Source organism: Streptomyces sp. WELS2 (genome assembly GCF_013870595.1).
Classification (GTDB): Bacteria; Actinomycetota; Actinomycetes; order Streptomycetales; family Streptomycetaceae; genus Streptomyces.
Window position 1 is genome coordinate 1 of the sequence record NZ_JACBWZ010000029.1, and the last position, 21946, is coordinate 21946.

General features: G+C 71.0%; 17 protein-coding genes and 2 pseudogenes. 6 read left to right on the plus strand and 13 right to left on the minus strand.

Annotated elements, in window-relative coordinates; translation table 11 throughout:
* Both H5J33_RS03535 and H5J33_RS03540 read right to left on the minus strand, forming a co-directional pair.
* Positions 1-899 (minus strand): annotated as a pseudogene (locus tag H5J33_RS03535) (spermidine synthase); the annotation flags it as partial.
* 111 nt (positions 900-1010) lie between these two features.
* Entirely contained in the window at positions 1011-1535 is a 525-nt protein-coding gene (locus H5J33_RS03540) for a DUF2617 family protein (RefSeq protein WP_181793310.1), read from the minus strand.
* An 832-nt stretch (positions 1536-2367) separates the two neighbouring features.
* Between H5J33_RS03540 and H5J33_RS03545 the strand changes: the two genes are divergently transcribed.
* The gene (locus H5J33_RS03545; protein ID WP_181793311.1) at positions 2368-3552 is read left to right on the plus strand and encodes a pyridoxal phosphate-dependent aminotransferase; all 1185 of its coding nucleotides are present in this window, start codon (positions 2368-2370) and stop codon (positions 3550-3552) included.
* 54 nt (positions 3553-3606) lie between these two features.
* Here H5J33_RS03545 and H5J33_RS03550 read toward each other — a convergent pair whose 3' ends face one another.
* Positions 3607-4140, minus strand: coding sequence for a YbjN domain-containing protein (locus tag H5J33_RS03550; RefSeq protein ID WP_181793312.1), 534 nt, complete (start codon positions 4138-4140; stop codon positions 3607-3609).
* A gap of 229 nt (positions 4141-4369) precedes the next feature.
* On the minus strand, positions 4370-6967 hold the full coding sequence (clpB, locus tag H5J33_RS03555) for an ATP-dependent chaperone ClpB (protein WP_181793313.1): 2598 nt from the start codon (positions 6965-6967) through the stop codon (positions 4370-4372).
* Between the two features lie 113 nt (positions 6968-7080).
* On the opposite strand from clpB, the gene H5J33_RS03560 reads away from it, so the two are divergent.
* Positions 7081-7494, plus strand: coding sequence for a pyridoxamine 5'-phosphate oxidase family protein (locus tag H5J33_RS03560; protein WP_181793314.1), 414 nt, complete (start codon positions 7081-7083; stop codon positions 7492-7494).
* Positions 7495-7639: 145 nt separating this feature from the next.
* Here the strand turns inward: H5J33_RS03560 and H5J33_RS03565 are convergent, their stop codons facing one another.
* On the minus strand, positions 7640-7975 hold the full coding sequence (locus tag H5J33_RS03565; RefSeq protein WP_030620617.1) for a hypothetical protein: 336 nt from the start codon (positions 7973-7975) through the stop codon (positions 7640-7642).
* Between the two features lie 346 nt (positions 7976-8321).
* On the opposite strand from H5J33_RS03565, the gene H5J33_RS03570 reads away from it, so the two are divergent.
* Complete coding sequence (locus H5J33_RS03570; protein WP_078844586.1) at positions 8322-9326, plus strand: helix-turn-helix transcriptional regulator; 1005 nt, start codon at positions 8322-8324, stop codon at positions 9324-9326.
* A gap of 15 nt (positions 9327-9341) precedes the next feature.
* Here the strand turns inward: H5J33_RS03570 and H5J33_RS03575 are convergent, their stop codons facing one another.
* Together H5J33_RS03575 and H5J33_RS03580 are read right to left on the minus strand one after the other, a co-directional pair.
* Positions 9342-10382 (minus strand): LuxR C-terminal-related transcriptional regulator, encoded by a 1041-nt coding sequence (locus H5J33_RS03575; RefSeq protein ID WP_181793315.1) that lies wholly within the window; start codon positions 10380-10382, stop codon positions 9342-9344.
* A 164-nt stretch (positions 10383-10546) separates the two neighbouring features.
* On the minus strand, positions 10547-11653 hold the full coding sequence (locus H5J33_RS03580; RefSeq protein ID WP_181793316.1) for a sugar ABC transporter substrate-binding protein: 1107 nt from the start codon (positions 11651-11653) through the stop codon (positions 10547-10549).
* A 292-nt stretch (positions 11654-11945) separates the two neighbouring features.
* Between H5J33_RS03580 and H5J33_RS38275 the strand changes: the two genes are divergently transcribed.
* Positions 11946-13391 carry a PA14 domain-containing protein gene (locus H5J33_RS38275; RefSeq protein WP_181793317.1) on the plus strand — a complete coding sequence of 482 codons (1446 nt, stop codon included), beginning with the start codon at positions 11946-11948 and terminating at the stop codon, positions 13389-13391.
* 69 nt (positions 13392-13460) lie between these two features.
* On the opposite strand, the gene H5J33_RS03590 is transcribed toward H5J33_RS38275, so the two are convergent.
* The 5 genes from H5J33_RS03590 to H5J33_RS03610 all read right to left on the minus strand — a co-directional run bounded on the left by H5J33_RS03590 (position 13461) and on the right by H5J33_RS03610 (position 18757).
* A complete protein-coding gene (locus H5J33_RS03590; protein ID WP_030790825.1) occupies positions 13461-13928 on the minus strand; it encodes a heat shock protein transcriptional repressor HspR in 468 nt (155 codons plus the stop codon).
* Between the two features lie 5 nt (positions 13929-13933).
* The gene (gene dnaJ, locus H5J33_RS03595) at positions 13934-15100 is read right to left on the minus strand and encodes a molecular chaperone DnaJ (protein ID WP_181793318.1); all 1167 of its coding nucleotides are present in this window, start codon (positions 15098-15100) and stop codon (positions 13934-13936) included.
* A 33-nt stretch (positions 15101-15133) separates the two neighbouring features.
* On the minus strand, positions 15134-15805 hold the full coding sequence (gene grpE, locus H5J33_RS03600) for a nucleotide exchange factor GrpE (protein WP_181793319.1): 672 nt from the start codon (positions 15803-15805) through the stop codon (positions 15134-15136).
* Entirely contained in the window at positions 15802-17637 is a 1836-nt protein-coding gene (gene dnaK / locus H5J33_RS03605) for a molecular chaperone DnaK (RefSeq protein ID WP_181793320.1), read from the minus strand. Before dnaK ends, grpE begins: the two co-directional genes overlap by 4 nt.
* A 94-nt stretch (positions 17638-17731) precedes the next feature.
* Positions 17732-18757 (minus strand): MraY family glycosyltransferase, encoded by a 1026-nt coding sequence (locus H5J33_RS03610; protein ID WP_181793321.1) that lies wholly within the window; start codon positions 18755-18757, stop codon positions 17732-17734.
* Between the two features lie 200 nt (positions 18758-18957).
* Here H5J33_RS03610 and H5J33_RS03615 point away from each other — a divergent pair, with 200 nt between their 5' ends.
* Positions 18958-21240, plus strand: a complete 2283-nt coding sequence (locus tag H5J33_RS03615; RefSeq protein ID WP_181793322.1) for a (Fe-S)-binding protein — start codon at positions 18958-18960, stop codon at positions 21238-21240.
* Between the two features lie 75 nt (positions 21241-21315).
* Here H5J33_RS03615 and H5J33_RS03620 read toward each other — a convergent pair whose 3' ends face one another.
* Entirely contained in the window at positions 21316-21654 is a 339-nt protein-coding gene (locus tag H5J33_RS03620) for an antibiotic biosynthesis monooxygenase (protein WP_181793323.1), read from the minus strand.
* A gap of 109 nt (positions 21655-21763) precedes the next feature.
* Here H5J33_RS03620 and H5J33_RS37130 point away from each other — a divergent pair.
* A pseudogene (locus H5J33_RS37130) lies at positions 21764-21946 on the plus strand (YIP1 family protein); the annotation flags it as partial.

The window sequence follows — 21946 nt, forward strand, 5'->3', positions numbered from 1 at the left end:
TAGACCTTGCAGGCCTCCGTGGTGATGGTGAAGCCGGGAGGCACCGGCAGACCGAGGTTGGCCAGGACGATCTCCTGTACGCCGGTCCGCACGGCCACCCGGACGTCCCCGCCGTACACGGCGTGCCGGGCGGCCCTCTCGAAGTCGCCGGCGAGGGCGGCGGCACAGGCGAGGACGCCGAGGACGACGAGGCCGGTGAACAGCAGCAGCCGGCGGGCGCGGCGGCCGAGGTCGCGCCGGAACAGGCCGAGGACCAGGGCACCGCCCGCGGCCACGTTGACCGTGCCGGTCAGCAGCGCGCCGGTCAGCTGGCCGAGGAACGGCAGGAGCAGGAAGGGAAAGGCGAGGCCGCCGGCCAGGGCGCCGACGTAGTCCGCGGCGAACAGGTCGGCCACCGCGCCGCCCGCGTCCTGCCGCCGGACGCGCTGGATCAGTTCCATCAGCAGCGGCACCTCGGCGCCGATGAGCAGGCCGATGGCCAGGGAGAAGGCGACCAGCAGGCAGCGCGGTCCGGCGGCCCAGACCCCGCCCCAGCCGGCGGTCCAGGCGAACGCCGCGTACAGCGCCATGGCGCTGCATCCGCCGACCAGCGCGAGGGCCGCCTCCACCGCGACGAAGCCGGCCGCCGCGTGGCGGCGCAGCCGTTTGGCGCCGAGGGAGCCGATGCCCATGGCGAACACCATCACGGACAGCACCACGGACGCCTGGGTGACCGAGTCGCCGGTCAAGTACGAGGCGAACGCGACCAGTTCGAGTTCGTACACGAGTCCGCAGGCCGCGCAGACGAAGACGCACGCGAGGATCAGGAACCGCCCGGTGCCGGGCCGGACGGGCAGCCGTGCGGGGCTCGTCCAGGAGGGCGGGGCGCCTGGGGGCGCGGGGGCGTGCGGTTCGATCACGCTGCGACGTTACGTCACACCCCGGGTACGCTTCGTCACCCACACGTGTGGATCTGGGGGCGGTTGACGCATTGCGGGTTTATGCCGCCGAAGAAGGCGCAAGCCCGGCGCTCAGCTCGGCCGCGCCATCCGCGCCCGCTCGCCGACCCGGGTCCGGGTCGCCACCAGCTGTCCGTCCTGCGGGTAGGCGTGCCAGGTGCGCCAGTGCACCTGGCCCTCGCGCCGCTGGGCCAGCATCGCGGTGAAGGCGTGCGGGCTGCCCGGAAAGACGCCGGCGAGGCCGTGCGGATGGTCGGAGACGAGGGCCAGCAGTTCCTGGGCGCGGCCCGCGAACGAGCCGGGGGTGAGCACTTCGACGCGGGCGGCGAACTCGTACTCCCAGTCGCCGACCCGTTTGGCGACGCCCAGCGGCAGCGGGGTGCTGGAGCCCGGGATGCACGCGACCGTCTCCGAGCAGTTGCCGCGTGCCTCCTCCAGGAGCACCTGGTGGGAGGCGCCGAGCAGCCGCAACTGGAGTCTGGCGCCGGTGAGTTCGAGGTCTAGGGTGGCCAGGGCGGGCAGCGGTTCACGGCCCAGGGCCCAGGCGAGGTCGGCAGCGCGCGTATCGGTATAGGAGGTGTTCAGGGTCGTGAGCATGGATCGGCTCCGCTAACACACAATGGGGGGAAATCGGCCAATTTCAGCCCAGCCGACCCGGCCGGAATGGGGAGTCAGGGGGCGTTCGAGGGGCTGCGTTGGCGTTTAGAGGGAACCATGAACAAGGCTGCCGCCACAGGGTTTTTACCCAACTTCGTTGGGTTTCCATCCCTCGGGGGGCTCACAGCTCACGTGTTCAACTACGGCGTGCGCCGGTCGTGAATAAGACACGCCGGGCGCCTGCCGGATCTTTGTCCGGCGGACGCCCGGCGTGGTGCGGCCCGGATGCGGTTCCCCCTCTCTTCCGGAAGCCGGCTGCCCCGTGTCAGCCGCCTCCCCCGCATCCGCCCCCGCCACCGCCGCACGACGAACCCCCGCCGCACGACGAGCCGCCGCCGCAGGACGAACCCCCACCGCAGGACGAGCCCCCGCCACAGGAGTGCCCGCCGTGCCCGTGTCCCCCGTGGTGCCCGCCGTGGTGCCCCGACGACCCGGAGTCGCCGCCGGCCCACCAGCTGGTGCCCGACGCCGAGCCGCCGTAGACCGCGGACGACGAGGACGACGACCCGCGGTACGCCCTGCCCCGTCCGCGGCCCTTGCCGAGCCCCGGCCTCGTCCGCCGGTTCCCGCGGCTCCGGCCCAGCGCGATGAACGCCACCAGGATCACCGCCAGGATGATGCCCACGATCATGGCGTCACCCTCCTTCCGTTCCCCCGAAGCGACCCCCCGTGGGTGCCTCGCCGTGTCACCGCTCTCGCGCGGTGCCGGGGGGATTCCCGAGCGGGCCGGCGGCGAAAGCAGAGTTGAGGAACTCCAGAGCTTGCGCGCAGGATGGCGGGCATGACCTCCAGCGCACGCCCTCGTCTCAACCGCCGGCTCGCCGAGTTCGGGACCACGATCTTCGCCGAGATGTCGGCGCTCGCCGTGGCGACCGGGTCGATCAACCTGGGCCAGGGCTTCCCGGACACCGACGGCCCCGAGGAGATCCGCGAGGCCGCCGTGCGGGCGCTGCGCGACGGACGCGGCAACCAGTACCCGCCGGGGCCCGGCGTCCCCGAGCTGCGCACCGCGATCGCCGCGCACCAGCTGCGCCGCTACGGCCTGTCCTACGACCCCGACACCGAGGTGCTGGTCACGGCGGGCGCGACGGAGGCCATCGCCGCCGCGCTGCTGGCGCTGGTCGAGCCGGGGGACGAGGTGGTGGCGCTGGAGCCGTACTACGACTCGTACGCGGCGAGCATCGCGATGGCGGGCGGCCGGCGGGTGCCGGTGACCCTGCGGCCGCACGAGGGCGGCTTCCGGCTGGACCTGGACGAGCTGCGCGCGGCCGTCACCGACCGCACCCGGCTGCTGCTGGTCAACACCCCGCACAACCCGACCGGCACCGTCCTCACCCGCGCCGAGCTGGCCGCGATCGCCGAGCTGGCGGTGGAGCGGGACCTGCTGGTGGTGACCGACGAGGTCTACGAGCACCTGGTCTTCGACGACGCCGAGCACCTGCCGCTCGCCACGTTCCCGGGGATGCGCGAGCGCACGGTGAGCATCGGTTCCGCGGGCAAGACCTATTCGTTCACGGGCTGGAAGGTCGGCTGGGTGACGGCCGCGCCGGAGCTGGTCGGGGCGGTCCGCTCGGCCAAGCAGTTCCTGACCTACGTCGCCTCCGGCCCCTTCCAGTACGCGGTCGCCGAGGCGCTCGCACTGCCCGACTCCTACTACGAGGAGTTCCGCCGGGGCATGCTGGCCCGCCGGGAGATCCTCGCCGAGGGGCTCACGGCGGCCGGGTTCGAGGTGTTCCGGCCGGCCGGCACCTACTTCATCACGACCGACATCCGGCCGCTCGGCGAGAAGGACGGCTTCGCCTTCTGCCGGGCCCTGCCGGAGCGGGCGGGCGTGGTGGCCATCCCGAACGCGGTCTTCTACGACGACCGGGAGGCGGGGGCGCCGTTCGTACGGTTCGCCTTCTGCAAGCGCGAGGAGGTGCTGCACGAGGCGGCGCGGCGGCTGCGGGCCATGTGAGCGCGGTGCCGTGTCCGGCCGGGGGCGGGGCCCCGGCCGGAGCGGGAGCCCGTCTTACTCGGCGTCGCCCTCGGGCTTCTCGCCCTCGCCGCCCTCCGGGTCCAGGCCGAGCTGCTCCACCAGCCACTTGTCGAACTCGATCGCGGCCCGCACCCAGCTGACCGTGGAGGAGACGAAGTGGTTGATGTCGACGCCCGTGCCGATCAGCATCTGGGCCTCGCCGATCAGCCGGACGGTGCCGTCCTCGTGGGTGTGGGTGTACACCTTGGGCCACAGGGTGCGGCGGTTCCACTCGTCCACGGTCTCCAGCAGGCGCGGCTTCTCCTCGATCGCGTGCGGGCGGTCGAAGAAGGTCCGCACCGAGAAGATCGCCTGTTCGGGCTCGTCCCCGCGGAACATGAAGTAGGTACGGAACTGCTCCCACGGCGCGACGAGGTCACCCTCCTCGTCCACGACGTACTTCAGCTCCATCTGGTCGAGAAGCTGCTTCACCAGGTCCTGATCCGGGAGGACGGGGCCCGCCGGTCCTTGGGGCTGCGGTTCGGGCTGGCCCCCGAAGTTCGGAATCGAGGACGGGTCGATGCTCACCGTGTTTTTCCCTTCATGCGGATGCCGCCATCCTCCCCCATCCGGGGAGGGGCGTGGCAAGCCCCGACCCACCGCTCAGCCCTGAGCTGAAGACCCGTGTCAGACCACCCACCCCGCCCCCGGAGAACCACACCGAACCACCCGACCCCGGCCCGGGGCCCGCGCCGGACCGCCCGGCCCCGGACCGGGGCCCAGAGCAGGACCGCCCGGCCCGGGGCCGAAGGGCGTGTCAGAGTGTCTTTGCCGTGGCCGGGCCCACCAGCAGGCCCTCGCCGGAGCGGTCCACGCGGACCGTGTCGCCGTCCTTGATCTCGCCGGACAGGATCTCCTTGGCCAGCCGGTCGCCGATGGCGCTCTGCACCAGGCGGCGCAGCGGGCGGGCGCCGTAGGCCGGGTCCAGGCCCTCCTCCGCGAGCCAGGCCAGCGCCTCGGGGCTGACGTCCAGGGTGAGCCGCCGCTCGGCCAGCCGCCGGGCGAGCCGGTCGATCTGGAGCCGGGCGATCCGCTCCAGCTCGGGCTTGGTCAGCGCCGAGAAGACCACCAGGTCGTCCAGCCGGTTGAGGAACTCGGGCTTGAACGAGGCCCGCACCACCTCCAGCACCTGCTCCCGCTTCTGCTCCTCGCTGCTCAGCGGGTCCATCAGGAACTGGCTGCCCAGGTTGGAGGTGAGCACCAGGATCGTGTTGCGGAAGTCGACGGTGCGGCCCTGGCCGTCGGTGAGCCGGCCGTCGTCCAGCACCTGGAGCAGGACGTCGAAGACCTCCGGGTGGGCCTTCTCCACCTCGTCCAGCAGCACCACGCTGTACGGGCGCCGCCGCACGGCCTCGGTGAGCTGGCCGCCCTCCTCGTAGCCGACGTAACCGGGGGGCGCGCCGACCAGCCGGGCCACGCTGTGCTTCTCGCCGTACTCCGACATGTCGATGCGGACCATGGCCCGCTCGTCGTCGAAGAGGAAGTCCGCGAGCGCCTTGGCCAGTTCGGTCTTGCCGACGCCGGTCGGGCCGAGGAAGAGGAAGGAGCCGGTGGGCCGGTCGGGGTCGGCGATGCCGGCGCGGGAGCGGCGCACCGCGTCCGACACGGCGCGCACGGCCTCGCTCTGGCCGATCAGCCGCCTGCCGATCTCCTCCTCCATGCGCAGCAGCTTCTGCGTCTCGCCCTCCATCAGCCGGCCGGCCGGGATGCCGGTCCAGGCGGCGACCACGTCGGCGATGTCGTCGGCGCCGACCTCCTCCTTGACCATGGTGTCCCGGGCGGCCTCCTCCTCGGCGGCGGAGGCGGCCTCGAGCTCCTTCTCCAGCTGCGGGATCTCGCCGTACAGCAGCTTGGCCGCGGTGTCGAAGTCGCCGTCGCGCTGGGCCCGTTCGGCCTGCCCGCGCAGGTCGTCCAGCTTCTCCTTCAGCTCGCCGACCCGGTTGAGGGACTGCTTCTCCTTCTCCCAGCGGGCGGTGAGGCCGCGCAGCTCCTCCTCCTTGTCGGCGAGGTCGCGGCGCAGCTTCTCCAGCCGCTCGCGGGAGGCCGGGTCGGTCTCCTTGCCGATCGCCAGCTCCTCCATCCTGAGCCGGTCGACGGCGCGCTGGAGCTCGTCGATCTCCACCGGGGAGGAGTCGATCTCCATGCGCAGCCGGGAGGCGGCCTCGTCCACCAGGTCGATGGCCTTGTCCGGCAGGAAGCGGGAGGTGATGTACCGGTCGGACAGGGTGGCGGCGGCCACCAGCGCGCTGTCGGCGATCTGCACCTTGTGGTGGGCCTCGTAGCGGCCCTTCAGCCCGCGCAGGATGGCGATGGTGTCCTCGACGGAGGGCTCGGCGACCAGGACCTGCTGGAAGCGGCGCTCCAGCGCGGGGTCCTTCTCGATCCGCTCCCGGTACTCGTCCAGGGTGGTGGCGCCGACCATGCGCAGCTCGCCGCGGGCCAGCATGGGCTTGAGCATGTTGCCCGCGTCCATGGCGGAGTCGCCGCCGGCGCCGGCGCCCACGACGGTGTGCAGCTCGTCGATGAAGGTGATGATCTGGCCGTCGGAGTCCTTGATCTCGGCGAGGACGGCCTTCAGCCGCTCCTCGAACTCGCCGCGGTACTTGGCGCCGGCCACCATCGCGCCGAGGTCGAGCGCGACCAGCCGCTTGTCCTTCAGCGACTCGGGCACGTCGCCCTTGACGATCCGCTGGGCGAGCCCCTCCACGACGGCGGTCTTGCCGACGCCGGGTTCGCCGATGAGGACCGGGTTGTTCTTCGTACGGCGGCTGAGCACCTGGACGACCCGCCGGATCTCCTGGTCCCGTCCGATGACCGGGTCCAGCCGGCCCTCGCGGGCGGCGGCGGTGAAGTCGGTGCCGAACTTCTCCAGGGCCTTGTACTGGCCCTCGGGGTCGGCGGTGGTCACGCGGCGTCCTCCCCTGGCCTTCTTGAAGGCCTCCAGCAGCTTCTTGGCGTCGGCGCCCTGCCGGGTGAGCAGTTCGCCCGCGGCACCGCCCTGCGCGGCGATGCCGATCAGCAGGTGCTCGGTGGACAGGTACTCGTCACCCAGCTCCCTGGCGCGCTCGCCGGCCTCGGCGATGACGGCCAGCAGCTCGCGGTTGGGCTGCGGCGGCGCCACGGTGGACCCGGCCACGCTGGGCAGCCCGGCCAGGATCCGCTCCGCGCCGGAGCGTACGGCGGCCTGGTCGGCGTCGGCCGCGGCCAGCAGGTCGGTGATGTTCTCGTTGTCCTGCCCCTGGAGCAGAGCCAGCAGCAGGTGGGCGGGGGTGAGGTCCGGGTGCCCCCCGGTCACGGCGCGATTGCTCGCGGCGTTGATCGCGTCCCGGCTCCTGTTGGTCAGCTCGGCGTCCACGTCTGCGTTCTCCTCTTCGACCGCTTACCAGCGCTGACTTAACCAGCGTACACAAAGTTGAGTCTATTCCGCTCAAGCTTCGAAAGGGAGGACCGAGGGGCTAGGTTGCGCGCATGACGAGGAACTCCACGGACCCGGATGCCCCCGACGAGTCGTACCTCTCCTTCTGGCGCGAACGGCACCTGTGCACCCTGACCACCCTGCGCCCGGACGGCAGCCCGCACGTGGTCCCGGTGGGGGTGACGTACGACGCCGGGGCCCGGCTGGCCCGGGTCATCACCAGCGGGACCAGCGCGAAGGCCCGGTATGTGGCGAGGGCCGGCGAGGCGGGCGCCCGGGTCGCGGTGTGCCAGGTGGACGGCCGGCGCTGGGCGACGCTGGAGGGGCGGGCGCGGGTGCGGACCGAGCCGGAGCGGGTGGCCGAGGCCGAGCGGCGCTACGCCGAGCGCTATCAGCGCGTCCCCCGGCCGAATCCGGCGCGCGTGGTGATCGAGATCGAGGTCACCCGGACGCTGGGCAACGCCTGATGAGCGGCGATTTTCGGCCAGCATGGAAATGTCTGCATACCTCGATGTATCCCCGCAAACGGCAGCGGCGTCACCGTGTTCAGGTCACGGTGACGCCGCTGCGGGGGGAAGCGCCTGAGCGATCTTTTACGACGGGGGAATCGCGTCAGGCACTGCGGGGGGTGGCCGAGATGGTCCTCAGGTCGGACTCCACCGGCTCGGACAGCCGGTGGTCCCGCTGGTCCAGGTTCACAAAGATCATTCCGTACCGGATGGCACACCGCACCGGCTGCGGGGCACCACGCGGTCTGCGCAGGCACCGGTACGCCCGCACGTCTCCGTCCTCGTCCCGGGTGACGACGACCGGTTCCCCGAACACGGTCACCATCAGCGAATCACCGCTGTGGGGGATGGCGGTGACCAGGTCGATGAAATGCCAGCCGGACCGGTAGGCGGTGGCCATTTCGCGACGGAAGGAGCGGTCGTCGGGTGGAGTGGTCATGACTCCACGGCCCAACTGCTGTCCGCCGGCGGGACCCACGAGCTGTCGCCCGGGACATCGGACGCCACGATCACCCAGCTGCTGTCACCGGCGCCGGCGCCGGCAGCGGCCTGTACGCGCCAACTGCTGTCCTGTGCGACAGCATCCTTCGTCCCCGCATGACCGGTCAGTACCCCGAAGGCCAAGGCGGCGGAGAAGGCGGCGACAAGCGCCGAGCGAAGCATTGTCTTATGCATAGTCGGCTTCGTCCTCATGTGAAGGTCACCTCTCCCCCGTCCGGATACGACGATGGCCCATTCCGGCACGTCATGGCCACACAAACGATGCATCATGTTCCTGCACGTTCATGACCCTGGGGGGTGGAGATTTGGCGATAAACGAGATTAAACGGACACATCCCCACGGGCTTACCGACCTGTGCGAGGAAGGGAGCCGTCTGTACGGGAATGCTCTCCGGACGGGGCGCATAGCTCGTGCCGACGTGGAAACCGCGCCCTGTCTGATGGAGTTCGCCCTCCTCCACCCCGATCCCGACGACCCCAACTGGCTGCGCCCGGTGCCCCCGACGATCGCCCTGGCCCAGCGGCTCAACCCGATCGAGCAGGAGATCACCCAGCGCCGCCGGGAGTCCATCGAACTCGCCGACGCTTTCGAGCCGTTCATGCACATCAGTGCCCAGCCGACGGCGACCACCCACTCGATCACCGTGCTGGAGGGGCTTGACCGGATCAACGCCGCGCTGGATCTGGCCACCTCCCAGTGCCAGAGCGAGATGCTCACGGTCCAGCCGAGCCGCCGGCGGCTCGAACACACCCTCGCCAAGGCCCTGGAGCGCGACCGCCCGCTGATCGAGCGGGGCTGCCGCATCCGCACCCTCTACCAGCACCCCGCCCGCTACAGCCCCGAGACGCTGGCCTACGTGGCCCAGTTCGCCGACGGCAAGGTGGAGTACCGGACGATCGACGAACTGGCCGAGCGGCTGATCATCTGCGACGAGACGGTGGCCTTCATCCCCACCCGGGACGACGGGGAGGTCGCGCTCGAACTGCGCCACCCCGGGCTCGTCCGCTATCTGATCAAGGTCTTCGAGTTCATGTGGGCCCGCGCGGTCCCGCTGAGCGCCGGCGCCCCCTACGAGACCGCCTCCGACGGCATCACCGAGGTCCAGCACTCCATCGCCAAGCTCCTGGTCGAGGGGCACGTGGACGAGGCCATCGCCCGCCGCCTCGGCATGAACGTGCGCACCTGCCGGGCCCACATAGCCAAGCTGGCCCACGCCCTCGGCAGCGGCAGCCGCGCCCAGCTCGGCTACCTCATCGCCCAGTCCGGCATCCTCGACCGCGACCACTGACCCGGCCCGTCCGGCTCACCGCGCCGGGGGTTCCTGGTCCGCGCCGGCCAGCGCCCCGGCAGGCCGCGGCGGACGGTGGCCGTCCAGGCCCACCTGGGCGATGCGCACGCCGAGCTGGGTCCGGCTGGCCGCGCCCAGGGTCTCCGACAGCCGGGCGATGTGCGCCCGGCAGGTACGCACGCTGATGCCCAGCCGCTCGGCGATCACCGCGTCCTGGTGGCCCTCCGCCAGCAGCGCGGCGATGGACTGCTCCCGGTGCGAGATGCCCTCGATACCGGTGTCCGGCAGCGGCGCCGTCAGCGGGATGGCCAGCCGCCACAGCCGCTCGAAGATCGTCACCAGGTACTCCACCAGCGCCGGGTGGCGCAGTTCCAGGGCCATCGTGCGGTCGGCGTTGGCGGGGATGAAGGCCACCGTGCGGTCGAAGAGGATGAGCCGGTCGATGACCTCGTCCAGGGTCCGCGCCTCCACCGCGTCGCCCATCAGCTCCAGGTAGTTCAGCAGGCCCTGCCCGTGCCGCGCCACGTGCGTGTACAGGTCGCGCATGCGCACGCCCCGGCCGCGCAGCGCCAGCGCCCGGTGCAGGCCCTCGGTGAGCTCCGCCTCCCGCCGGATGCCGCCGGGCTGCACGGTGAGCACCTCGGTGGTGCACGCCTCGGTCGCCTCGTCCATCGCGGCCTGGATGCGGGCCAGCCCGTCCAGCACCCGGATGGCGCTGCCCTCGACCGGTGCCGCCGGGGAGTCGCACTGCCGGCCCAGGCCCGCGTACCACTCGAACGCGGCCACCGCCGAGCCCACCCGCCGCTGGCTCGCGCTGACCTCGTCGTAGACCCCGCGCAGCAGCCGGGTCATGACCTCCTGCGGGGAGGTCGGCACCAGCCAGTCCATGTCGTCGGGATCGGGATGCAGCAGCGCCAGGTCCAGCAGGCAGGGCACGGGCTCGGCGTCCGAGCGCGGCACCCGCCCCCGGCGCACGGCACGGGAGTACACCCGATCCCCGGCCTCACACAGCCGGTCGGCACCGTGAGGATGCTCCTCCGCCCCGCGCCCGGCCATCGCCCATTTCACCCCCGGTGTGCTGCCACTTCCGCAGCGCAACTATGCGCGGCGCCGACCGGGTCCGCAACACGGGTGTCCCGGCGGCGGTGCCCAAGTGGTCCCGTTCCGCCCGGGTTCGCGTGGTGCTCGGTCTTCACATCACACCGGGATGACGGCGGCGGCTACTTGAGCCCGATCGCCGCGCAGGCCGACTTGTACTCGGCGGTGCAGATCTCACCGGCCGAGTAGATGCCGTCCGCGGTGACCGTGTCCTTGATGGTGCGCTTGGTCAGCGCGCTCACCTGGAGCAGCCGCGCCGGGATGTCCTTCGTGGTGGGGCTGTCCACCCGGTCCCGGGTGAGGGCGTCGAACTGGATGTCCTTGCCCTGGACGCGCATGACGGCCATCTGCGCGGCGGCCTCGGCCTCGTCCGGGTAGGACTTGTAGACGCTCATGTACTGCTCGCCGGCCACGACCCGCCGCACCGCGTCCAGGTCGGCGTCCTGGCCGGTGACCGGGGGCAGGCTGGTGACACCGGCCGCCTTCAGGGCCTTGATGACACCGCCCGCCATGCCGTCGTTGGCGGAGAGGACACCGGCGATGCCGGCCTTGCCGAGCTTGGCGATCGCCTTGGCCATGTTCGCCTCGGCGTTCTCCGGCTTCCAGTCCGTGGTGTCGTAGCTGTCGGCGATCGTCACCTTGCCGTTCAGCTCGGAGAGCGCGCCCTGCTTGAACTGCTTGGCGTTGGGGTCGGTGGGCGAGCCGTTCATCATCACGACCTTGTCGGAGATGTCGGCCGTCGACCCCAGCGCCTCCAGCAGGGTCCGGCCCTGCACCTCGCCGACCAGCTCGTTGTCGAAGGAGACGTAGGCGTCGATCGGGCCCTCGGCCAGGCGGTCGTAGGCGATGACCGGGATGCCCGCGTCCTTGGCCTTCTGCACCTCGCCGGCGATGGCGTGCGCGTCCACCGCGTCCAGCAGGATGACGTCGGCCTTGGCGTCGATCATGCTCCGCAGCTGCTCGGCCTGGCGGGCGGCGCTCGCCTCGGCGTTGGCGTACTCGACCTTGGCCTTGTTCCGGGTGAGTTCGGCGACCTTGCGCTTGATGATGGGGTAGTCGAACTTGTCGTAGCGGGTGTTCGCCTTCTCCGGCAGCAGCAGGCCCACGGTGATGTCGTCGCCCTTGGTCGGGCTCGCGCTGGCCCCGTCCCCCGTCGCGTTCAGCACGCCGCAGCCGGCGAGCGAGAGGGTCATCGTGGAGGCGGCCACGGATATGGCGATACGACGCATTCGGGGGCTCACTTCAGGTGTGGTGCGGAGGGGTTCTGCGCTACGGCCGGATGTCTGAAAAGACAACGCGGAGCCCGCACCCGGCGTCAAGAAAAATCACTTAACGAGTCCGCAACACCACGCTCGGCTGACCCTGTGAAGGTCACGCGAAACCACCTGCAAGGGGCCTTTACCCACCCTCCACCTCAAGGGAGTTCACGCGGAGAGCCTCATCCGTACAACCAACCCGGTTCACCACGAGTCGTGATCGCCGACGGCCCCGAGCCGCGCTCCGACTCGATCAGAGGAACGAATGAACCCAGCCAGACGCGCTACCGCCACGGCGGTCGTGCTCGCCGCCGCCGGCGCCCTGCTGAGCGCCGTCGCCCCGGCCGCGTCCGCCGCCGTAAACTGCGCCTCCCCCACCTACCAGCGGCAGTTCTTCGCGAACACCACCTTCTCGGGCACCCCGAAGAAGACCGACTGCGACGCGGCGGTGGCCGAGAAGTGGGGCACCGGCGCCCCGGCCACCGGTCTGCCCAAGGACAACTTCGGCGTCCGCTGGACCGTGACCCGCGACTTCGGCTCCGGCGGGCCCTTCGCCCTGCCGGTCACCGCGCAGGACGGCATCCGGGTGTACCTGGACGGCACCCGCAAGGTCGACCTGTGGAAGAACGTCTCCACGACCCAGAAGAAGACCGTCAACGTCACCATCCCGGCCGGCAAGCACACGCTCCGCGTGGACTTCGTCAACTGGACCGGCGCCGCGGACGTCTCCTTCGCCTACACCCCGCGCACCACGCCCGACGTGGACAAGGTCAAGCCCCTGGTGCCGGCCGGGCCTTCGGTGTCGTACGACCCCGCGACCGGCCGGGCCAGGGTGAGCTGGGCGAAGAACAAGGAGATGGACCTCGCCGGTTACCGCGTCTACCGGCGGCCGAGCGGCTCCCCGTTCAAGGCCGTGCCGCTGGCGACGACCACCGCCACGAGCCACACCGACACCACCCTCCCGGTGACCGGCGAGACCTTCCTCTACGAGGTCCGCGCCTACGACAAGGCCGGCAACGAGTCCGCGGGCACGGCCGACATGTCCGTCACCACCGCCGACCGCACCGCGCCCGGCGCGCCCTCCGGGCTGGAGATCACCGACGCCTCCGAGGAGAACGGACTGGGCCTGCGCTGGAGCCCCGTGCCCGGCGCGGCCTCCTACCGGGTCTACCGGGCGCCGGACGGGAACGGCGCCTACACCCGCCTCGGCGGCACCGCGGAGCCGTCCTACCGGGACGCCACGGCCGCGGTGGGCACCGCCTACTCCTACCGGGTGACCGCGGTGGACGCGGCGGGCAACGAGTCCGCCCGGTCCGCCGCCCTCACCGGAACGCGCCGGGACGACACCCCGCCGCCCCCCGTCACCGGGCTGAAGGCCACCCCGGCCGACGACGGCTTCGAGCTGACCTGGGACGAGAACCCGGCGCCCGACCTGCTGCGGTACTCCGTCTACGCGGGCCGGGTCCTCAGCGACGGCGAGGAGAGCGTCTGCTCCGCCTCCGAGACCGCCTGGCTGAAGCCCGACACCACCTCGTACCACTACACCACGGTCCCCGACGGCGAGCAGCGCTGCTTCTTCGTCGACGCCGTCGACTCGTCGTGGAACTCCCGCTACAAGTCGACCGGCGAGGCGGACGTGGTGGTCGCCACCGAGCTGGGCACGCCGGCGGAGCCGGGCACCGGGGACGAGGCCACCGGCCCGGCGTCCTGACGGGCGCCCCGGACGACGCGAGAGGGGCCCGGATGCTCCGGGCCCCTCTTCACGCGCCTTACGCGCCGTTCAGTCCTGCTGCTGCCGCTTGGGCCGCCACACCACCAGCGCGCTGGTCTGCTGGACCTCCTGGTACGGCACCAGGTCGCGCCGGTAGGAGGCGTGCACCGCGGCCTCGCGCTGCCGCATCGCCGCCGCCGCGCCGTCCAGGGCCGCCTCCAGCTCCGCGACCCGGGACTGGAGCGCGGCGACCTGGTTCTCCAGCTCGATGATCCGCTTGATGCCGGCCAGGTTGATGCCCTCGTCCTGCGACAACTGCTGCACCTGGCGGAGCAGTTCGATGTCACGGGCCGAGTAGCGCCGCCCCCGGCCGGCGGTGCGGTCGGGGGAGACCAGGCCCAGGCGGTCGTACTGGCGCAGCGTCTGCGGGTGGAGTCCGGAGAGCTGGGCCGCCACCGAGATGACGTAGACCGGGGTCTCGTCGGTCAGTTCGTACGGTGAGAAACCCCCGCGCTGGCGGGGACGACGGCCATCCATCTCTCTCAAGCTCCCTTCGCGGCCTCGAACAGCTCCGCCCGCGGGTCCTCGCCCGCGGTCGCCTCGCGATACGCCTCCAGCGCGTCACGAGCCTTCCCCGACAGGTCCTTGGGAACACGCACCTCCACGGTGACCAGCAGATCGCCGCGGGTGCCGTCCTTGCGGACCGCGCCCTTGCCCCGGGCCCGCATCGTACGGCCGTTCGGGGTGCCGGGGGGCAGTTTCAGGGTGACGGGCGGGCCGCCGAGGGTCGGCACCCGCACCTCCCCGCCGAGGGCCGCCTCGGGATACGTCACCGGCACGGTGACGGTGAGGTTGTCGCCCTTGCGCCCGAACACCGGGTGCTCCCCCACGTGGACGACCACGTACAGATCGCCGGCCGGGCCGCCCCGCTCGCCGGGCGCGCCCTTGCCGCGCAGCCGGATGCGCTGGCCGTCGGTCACCCCCGCGGGGATGCGGACCTGCATCGTCCGCGACGACTTGGCGCGTCCGCTGCCCTTGCAGTCCTCGCAGGGGTGCTCGGCGATCAGGCCGCGGCCCTTGCAGTCGGGGCAGGGGTCGGTGAGCGAGAAGCCGCCGCCGGTGCCCCGCGCGACCTGACCGGTGCCGACGCAGGTCGGGCACACGCGCGGTGTGCCGTTCTTGTCGCCGGTGCCCGAACAGGCCTTGCAGGGCGCCTGGGAGGACATCCGCAGCGGCACCGTGGCGCCCTCGATGGCCTCCGTGAAGCTCAGCGTCACCTCGGACTCGACGTCCTGGCCGCGCCGGGGCTGGGTCCGCGGACCCGCGGCGCCGCCACGGTTGAACAAGCCCCCGAAGACGTCACCGAGTCCGCCGCCGAAGCCTCCGCCCTGGGCGGCGCCGCCGAACAGGTCGCCCAGGTCGAAGTTGAAGGAGCCGCCGGCCGCGCCCGGCCCGGGGCGGAAGCCGCCGTTGCCGAACAGCGCGCGCGCTTCGTCGTACTCCTTGCGCTTCTTGGGGTCGCCGAGGACGTCGTTCGCCTCGGAGATCTCCTTGAAGCGCTCCTCGGCCTTGGCGTTGCCCTTGTTGGCGTCCGGGTGGAACTCGCGGGCGAGCTTCCGGTACGCCTTCTTGATCTCGGCCTCGGTGGCGTCCTTGGGGACGCCGAGGACCTTGTAGTAGTCCTTCTCGATGAAGTCCTTGGTGCTCATCCCCGACGTCCCTCCTTCCCCTGTGTTGTCACGTCAGCCCTCGTCCGGGCCACCGTTCTCCTTGTCGCCGTCCGCCGCGGTGTTCTCCTCGGCGGCGTCCTCCGCCTGGTCCGCCTTGACGGTCTGCGCGCCGGGCTGCGGTTCGGCCACGGCCACCCGCGCGGGGCGGATGGTGCGCTCGCCGATGCGATACCCCGGCTGGAGGATCGCCACGCAGGTCGTCTCCGTGACGTCCGGCGCGTAGCTGTGCATCAGGGCCTCGTGGATCGTCGGGTCGAAGGGCTCGCCCTCCTTGCCGAACTGCTGCAGGCCCATCTTGGCCGCGACGGTCTCCAGCGACTCGGCCACCGACTTGAAGCCGCCGACCAGTTCGCCGTGTTCCCGCGCCCGGCCGATGTCGTCGAGCACCGGGAGCAGTTCGGTCAGGAGGTTCGCCACGGCGATCTCCTTGACCGCGGCCCGGTCGCGCTCGACGCGGCGGCGGTAGTTCTGGTACTCGGCCTGGAGGCGCTGGAGGTCCGCCGTGCGCTCGCCGAGCGCCGTGCGCACCTGGTCCAGCTGGGCGACCAGACCGGCGTTCTCTGCGTTCCCGTCCCCGGCCGGGGCCGCCCCCTCCTCGGGGGCGGCCTTCGGCTCGGCGTCGTCGGAGGTGGCGCCGGAGGGGACGTCGGGCTTCTCCTCGAAGCCCGGGGTCTCCTCCGTCACGCGGCACCGTCCTTGCGCTCGTCGTCCACGATCTCGGCGTCCACGACGTCGTCGTCCTTGGCGTCACCGGCGGTGGCACCGCCGGCGGCCTGGGCGCCCTGGGCGTCGGCGTACAGGGCCTGGCCCAGCTTCTGCGAGACGGCCGCGACCTTCTCGGTGGCGGTGCGGATCTCGGCGGTGTCCTCGCCCTTGAGCTTCTCCTTCAGCTCGGCGACGGCGGACTCGACCTCGGTCTTGACCTCGCCGGGGACCTTGTCCTCGTTGTCCTTGAGGAACTTCTCGGTCTGGTAGACGAGCTGCTCGCCCTGGTTGCGGGTCTCGGCGGCCTCGCGGCGCTTGTGGTCCTCCTCCGCGTAGCGCTCGGCCTCCTCGCGCATGCGGTCGACCTCTTCCTTCGGGAGCGAGGAGCCGCCGGTGACGGTCATCTTCTGCTCCTTGCCGGTGCCGAGGTCCTTCGCCGTGACGTGCATGATGCCGTTGGCGTCGATGTCGAAGGAGACCTCGATCTGCGGGACGCCGCGCGGCGCCGGCGGCAGACCGGTCAGCTCGAACATGCCGAGCTTCTTGTTGTACGCCGCGATCTCGCGCTCGCCCTGGTAGACCTGGATCTGCACCGACGGCTGGTTGTCCTCGGCCGTGGTGAAGATCTCCGAGCGCTTGGTCGGGATCGTGGTGTTGCGCTCGATCAGCTTGGTCATGATGCCGCCCTTGGTCTCGATGCCGAGGGACAGCGGGGTGACGTCGAGCAGCAGGACGTCCTTGACCTCGCCCTTGAGGACACCGGCCTGGAGCGAGGCGCCGATGGCGACGACCTCGTCCGGGTTCACACCCTTGTTGGCCTCCTTGCCGCCGGTCAGCTCCTTGACGAGCTCGGCGACGGCGGGCATACGGGTGGAGCCACCGACGAGCACGACGTGGTCGATGTCGTTGATGGAGATGCCGGCGTCCTTGATGACGTTGTGGAACGGCGTCTTGCAGCGCTCCAGCAGGTCGGCCGTCAGCTGCTGGAACTGGGCGCGGGTGAGCTTCTCGTCCAGGTGCAGCGGGCCCTCGGCGGACGCCGTGATGTACGGCAGGTTGATCGAGGTCTCGGTGGAGGAGGACAGCTCGATCTTGGCCTTCTCGGCGGCCTCGCGCAGGCGCTGGAGGGCCATCTTGTCCTTGGACAGGTCCACGCCGTGGCCGGACTGGAACTGCTTGACCAGGTAGTCGACGACGCGCTGGTCCCAGTCGTCACCACCGAGGTGGTTGTCGCCGTTGGTGGCCTTCACCTCGACGACGCCGTCGCCGATCTCCAGCAGGGACACGTCGAAGGTGCCGCCGCCGAGGTCGAAGACGAGGATCGTCTGGTCGTCCTTGTCGAGGCCGTAGGCCAGCGCGGCGGCCGTCGGCTCGTTGACGATGCGCAGGACGTTCAGACCGGCGATCTCGCCGGCCTCCTTCGTCGCCTGGCGCTCGGAGTCGTTGAAGTAGGCCGGGACGGTGATGACCGCGTCCGTGACCTTCTCGCCCAAGTAGGCCTCGGCGTCCCGCTTCAGCTTCTGCAGGATGAACGCGGAGATCTGCTGCGGGTTGAAGTCCTTCCCGTCCAGCGCGATCTTCCAGTCGGTGCCCATGTGCCGCTTGACGGACCGGATGGTCCGGTCGACGTTGGTGACCGCCTGGCGCTTGGCCACCTCGCCGACGAGCACCTCGCCGTTCTTGGCGAAGGCGACGACGGACGGCGTGGTCCTGGCACCCTCGGCGTTGGTGATGACGGTGGGCTCGCCGCCCTCCAGAACGCTGACGACGGAGTTAGTCGTGCCCAGGTCGATGCCGACCGCACGTGCCATGGTTGATTCCTCCAGCTGACTTGAGTGGAACAGGCTCAAGTGTGCCCGAGGAGGACCGCGGGGTCAACAGACCTGAGTCAATCGGACTCAACTCTTATCCGCTCCTTACACGCAAGTGCCCACTGACCTGCGTAGATGCCGTACGAGGGGGGTGCGGAACAGGCGTCCGAAGGAGTACGAGGACGACCACGGCGACGGCCACCGCGCCCGCCACCCAGAGCGCGGCCCCCTTCCCGGTCCACCCCGCGTGCACCAGTACCCCCACGAGCACCGACGAGAACGAGGCGGCCCCCAGCAGGACGACCGACCCCTGCGGGGTGAGCCCGAGCCGGCGCAGCCGGTGCGCGAGGTGGTCCGGGCCGCGCCGCAGCAGCGGGCGCCGGGCCGTGGTCCGCGCCAGCACCACCAGCAGGGCGTCGGCGACGGCGACGGCACCCAGGCAGAACACCACCGCCGCGCTCGGCCCGAGCGCGTACCCCGCGCGCGTGAAGACGACGGCGGAGGACAGCACGAACCCGCTGAACAGCGAGCCGCACGCGCCGAGGCCGATGCGCGCGGGGTGCCAGTTGTGCATGAGGAAGCCGGTGAGGGCGGCGGCGACCACGCTCAGCAGCACGGCGAGGCCGTCCATCACCTCCCCGGCGGCGCAGGCGCCCACCCCGAAGGCGGTGATCACCCCGACCGTCCCGGCCAGCCCGTCGGCGTGGTCCAGCCCCCGGAAGGCGAGGGTGGTGAGCACGATCCAGCCGACGGCCAGCAGCCCGCCGGGCACGCCGGTGTCGTCATAGGGCACCACCCAGACCGCCGCCACGGCCGTTCCGGCGGCGAGCACGCGGGCGCGCAGCCGCCACACGTCGGCCACCAGGCCCAGGGCGGCGATCGCGGCGGCGGCCGTCAGCAGTTCCCCGACGCCCTCCCCGAGCGGGGCCACCCCGCTCCACTGCCCCGTCCCGGCGACCAGGCAGGTGACGGCCACCACGGCGAGCCCGCCGAGCAGTGGGAGGGGACGCTGCCGGCGCCGGTCGAGGATCCCGGCCCGCAGGGCGGGCGCCCGGAGCGCCGCGGCGAGCACGGCGGTCAGGAGGAGGGCGGCGGTAGCGGCGGCGATCCCGTAGAGCACGGCTCTAAGGTAGGGGCGAAAGTATCAATTCGGTACGAATAACACGATCCGATTGCCCGGCGGCGATCCAGATCACCCCGCGCTCTGCTGCATCCCGGCGGAAGATGGGGGTAGTCTCAGACGGACTACATAAGTTACCGCTTAGTAATGTTCGTCAGCCCAGACAGCTCGTTCCGACCGAGGCCGCTTCAGGAGCCCCAATGCAACTCGCCGCGATCATCGTGTCGCTGGTCCTGATCGTGGTCGGCGTGGCACTGTTCGGCCGCGCCCTCCTCCAGATCTACAACCACATGCGGCTGGGCCAGCCGGTACCGGCCGGCACGCGGACCAACGATCCCACACAGCGCACCATGACCGTGGTCCGGGAGTTCCTCGGCCACACCCGGATGAACCGCTGGGGCATCGTCGGCGTGGCGCACTGGTTCGTCGCCGTCGGCTTCTTCACCCTGCTGCTGACGATCGTGAACGCCTTCGGGCAGCTGTTCAAGGCGGAGTGGATCCTGCCCGTCCTGGGCGACTGGGCACCGTACAACGTCTACGTCGAGTTCATCGGCACCATGACCGTGATCGGCATCCTCGTGCTGATCGCGATCCGCCAGCTGAGCCACCCGCGCGACCCGGGCCGCAAGTCCCGCTTCGCCGGCTCCAACTTCGGCCAGGCCTACTTCGTCGAGACCGTCATCCTCATCGTCGGCGTCTGCATCTTCATGCTGCACGCCCTCGAAGGCGCCCAGCACCACGTGGACGGCTACGAGGCCTCGTTCTTCATCTCGTACCCGGTCGTCGCCTGGCTGCGGGACATGGACCTGTCCACCCTCCAGAACCTCACCTACTTCTTCGCCGGCCTGAAGATCGCCACCAGCTTCATCTGGATGATCACGGTCTCGCTGAAGACCGACATGGGTGTGGCCTGGCACCGCTTCCTGGCGTTCCCGAACATCTGGTTCAAGCGCAACGCCGACGGCTCCACCGCGCTCGGCGCGCTCCAGCCCATGACCTCGAACGGCAAGCCGATCGACTTCGAGGACCCGGGCGAGGACGACGTCTTCGGCGTCTCCCAGGTCGAGCAGTTCTCCTGGAAGGGCCTGCTGGACTTCTCCACCTGCACCGAGTGCGGCCGCTGCCAGTCGCAGTGCCCCGCCTGGAACACCGGCAAGCCGCTCTCGCCGAAGCTGCTGATCATGTCCCTGCGGGACCACGCGCACGCCAAGGCGCCGTACCTGCTCGCGGGCGGCGGCAAGACCATGGAGGGCGAGGAGAAGGCGTCCGAGGAGCAGCTGAAGGACGTCCCCGCCGCCGCGCTGGCCGAGGCCGAGCGCCCGCTGATCGGCACCGCCGAGGAGAACGGCGTCATCGACCCGGACGTGCTGTGGTCCTGCACCACCTGCGGCGCCTGCGTCGAGCAGTGCCCGGTGGACATCGAGCACGTCGACCACATCGTGGACATGCGCCGCTACCAGGTGATGATCGAGAGCGCCTTCCCCTCCGAGGCGGGCACGATGCTCAAGAACCTGGAGAAGAAGGGCAACCCCTGGGGCCTGGCGAAGAAGCAGCGCCTGGAGTGGACCAAGGAGGTCGACTTCGAGGTCCCGGTCGTCGGCAAGGACATCGAGGACCTCACCGAGGTCGAGTACCTCTACTGGGTCGGCTGCGCCGGTGCCCTGGAGGACCGCGCGAAGAAGACCACCAAGGCCTTCGCCGAGCTGCTGCACATCGCGGGCGTGAAGTTCGCGATCATGGGCGGCGACGAGAAGTGCACCGGTGACTCCGCCCGCCGGCTGGGCAACGAGCCGTTGTTCCAGGAGCTGGGCATGGAGAACGTCATGGCCCTGAACACGGCGTTCGGCGAGGAGCTGGACGACGACGGCAAGGTCACGCCCGAGTCGCGGAAGCCGAAGTCCACGAAGAAGATCGTCGCCACCTGCCCGCACTGCCTGAACACGCTCGGCAACGAGTACCCGCAGCTCGGCGGCGACTACGAGGTCATCCACCACACCCAGCTGCTCCAGCACCTGGTGGACGAGGGCAAGCTCGTGCCCGTCACCCCGGTCGAGGGCATCATCACCTACCACGACCCCTGCTACCTGGGCCGCCACAACAAGATCTACACGCCCCCGCGCGAGATCATCGGCAAGGTCCCGGGCCTCAGGAACGAGGAGATGCACCGCCACAAGGAGCGCGGCTTCTGCTGCGGCGCCGGCGGCGCGCGGATGTGGATGGAGGAGCGGATCGGCAAGCGCATCAACAACGAGCGCGTCGACGAGGCCCTCTCCCTCAACCCGGACATCGTCTCCACCGCCTGCCCGTTCTGCCTCGTCATGCTCACCGACTCGGTGAACGGCAAGAAGAACGAGGGCAAGGCCAAGGAGTCCATCCAGGTCGTGGACGTCGCCCAGCTGCTGCTCGACTCCGTCAAGACGCCGGCCGACCCGGCGGGCGACACGGAGACCGAGAGCGCGCCGGAGCCGGAGCCGGTGAAGTAGCTCCGCTCCCCCCGCGTACGGCGCCCCCTGCTTCGCACAGGCAGGGGGCGCCGTCGTGTTCCGGCGGGGTCCGGCTCAGGCGCCCTTGGGGCCGGCCTGCTGGACCACGTCGAAGGACCACAGGGTCGAGCCGGAGGCGGCCGGCTTCGGACGCTCGCCGCCTTCCCCGCCGCCCTCGCCGCCGCCGTGGTGCGCGGCCTTCATCGGCCCCTCCATCCAGGCCTGGAAGGACTCCTCGTCCCGCCAGCGGGTGTAGACGAGGTACTGGTCGGTGCCCTCCACGGGCCGCAGCAGCTCGAACCACTCGAAGCCGTCGGAGTTCTCCACCGCGTGGGCCCGCGAGGCGAACCGCTTCTCCAGCACCTCCCGCTGCTCGGCGGGAACGGTCAGCACGTTGATCTTCACTACGCTCATGCACCCATCCTGGACCATGAGCCCCCGCCGAACGCCGCGGAACCCCGAGGGAATCCGGGGTGCGGTGCCGGGCGGTCCCCTAGTGGTGTGCCTGACGGCCCCTTAGGGGATGTCACAGGTCGGCCGCAAAGCCGGGCGAAGGCCACAGGCCCCGTCACGCGGACCGTCCGGACCAGGTACGTTCGATGACGTGGCTGGATTCAGGATCGGACGCGGGGGCCGGGACGACCGTACCCCCCAAGGACAGCAGGCGCCCCAGGGACCGGCGTACGGACACGGGCACGGCGGCCCC

Bases quoted from the DNA above. Each gene is read 5' to 3' on its own strand.
- H5J33_RS03580 (WP_181793316.1), bottom strand. From the start codon at position 11,653: ATGCGTCGTATCGCCATATCCGTGGCCGCCTCCACGATGACCCTCTCG.
- H5J33_RS03620 (WP_181793323.1), bottom strand. From the start codon at position 21,654: ATGAGCGTAGTGAAGATCAACGTGCTGACCGTTCCCGCCGAGCAGCGG.
- H5J33_RS03590 (WP_030790825.1), bottom strand. From the start codon at position 13,928: ATGGATGGCCGTCGTCCCCGCCAGCGCGGGGGTTTCTCACCGTACGAA.
- H5J33_RS03545 (WP_181793311.1), top strand. From the start codon at position 2,368: ATGGCGGGCATGACCTCCAGCGCACGCCCTCGTCTCAACCGCCGGCTC.
- H5J33_RS03615 (WP_181793322.1), top strand. From the start codon at position 18,958: ATGCAACTCGCCGCGATCATCGTGTCGCTGGTCCTGATCGTGGTCGGC.
- dnaK (WP_181793320.1), bottom strand. From the start codon at position 17,637: ATGGCACGTGCGGTCGGCATCGACCTGGGCACGACTAACTCCGTCGTC.
- H5J33_RS03565 (WP_030620617.1), bottom strand. From the start codon at position 7,975: ATGACCACTCCACCCGACGACCGCTCCTTCCGTCGCGAAATGGCCACC.
- H5J33_RS38275 (WP_181793317.1), top strand. From the start codon at position 11,946: ATGAACCCAGCCAGACGCGCTACCGCCACGGCGGTCGTGCTCGCCGCC.
- H5J33_RS03570 (WP_078844586.1), top strand. From the start codon at position 8,322: ATGACCCTGGGGGGTGGAGATTTGGCGATAAACGAGATTAAACGGACA.
- H5J33_RS03575 (WP_181793315.1), bottom strand. From the start codon at position 10,382: ATGGCCGGGCGCGGGGCGGAGGAGCATCCTCACGGTGCCGACCGGCTG.
- H5J33_RS03560 (WP_181793314.1), top strand. From the start codon at position 7,081: ATGACGAGGAACTCCACGGACCCGGATGCCCCCGACGAGTCGTACCTC.
- dnaJ (WP_181793318.1), bottom strand. From the start codon at position 15,100: ATGAGCACCAAGGACTTCATCGAGAAGGACTACTACAAGGTCCTCGGC.
- H5J33_RS03540 (WP_181793310.1), bottom strand. From the start codon at position 1,535: ATGCTCACGACCCTGAACACCTCCTATACCGATACGCGCGCTGCCGAC.